This is a genomic window from Staphylococcus sp. EG-SA-15, assembly GCF_017151895.1.
Classification (GTDB): domain Bacteria; phylum Bacillota; class Bacilli; order Staphylococcales; family Staphylococcaceae; genus Staphylococcus; species Staphylococcus aureus.
This window is the reverse complement of the sequence record NZ_JACVZN010000173.1, coordinates 1-237: the sequence shown is the minus strand read 5'-3', so window position 1 is coordinate 237 and position 237 is coordinate 1. Positions and strand designations below refer to the sequence as shown.

The following is a 237-nucleotide window of genomic DNA, read 5'->3' as shown; positions in this document are numbered from 1 at the left end:
AAAAGAACCGTAGGTCTCTTCAGATCTACGGATTTTCCCCATGCCACGAAATTAGCATCATGCTAGCAAGTTAAGCGAACACTGACATGATATATTAGTGGTTAGCTATATTTTTTACTTTGCAACAGAACCTCCCAAAGTCTTATTTGGGGCTCTACACTCATAAATTTAGAAAGGGCTTGAGCGTTGTCTCGGTTGAGATTTCCAACGATCGTCATTGCATCAAAACTTAATTTT

2 pseudogenes are annotated in these 237 nt (G+C 38.8%); one reads left to right on the top strand and one right to left on the bottom strand.

Annotated elements, in window-relative coordinates:
• Positions 1 to 74, top strand: a pseudogene (locus IDG64_RS14935) (IS6 family transposase); the annotation flags it as partial.
• A gap of 51 nt (positions 75 to 125) precedes the next feature.
• Here the strand turns inward: IDG64_RS14935 and IDG64_RS14930 are convergent.
• A pseudogene (locus IDG64_RS14930) lies at positions 126 to 237 on the bottom strand (replication initiation factor domain-containing protein); the annotation flags it as partial.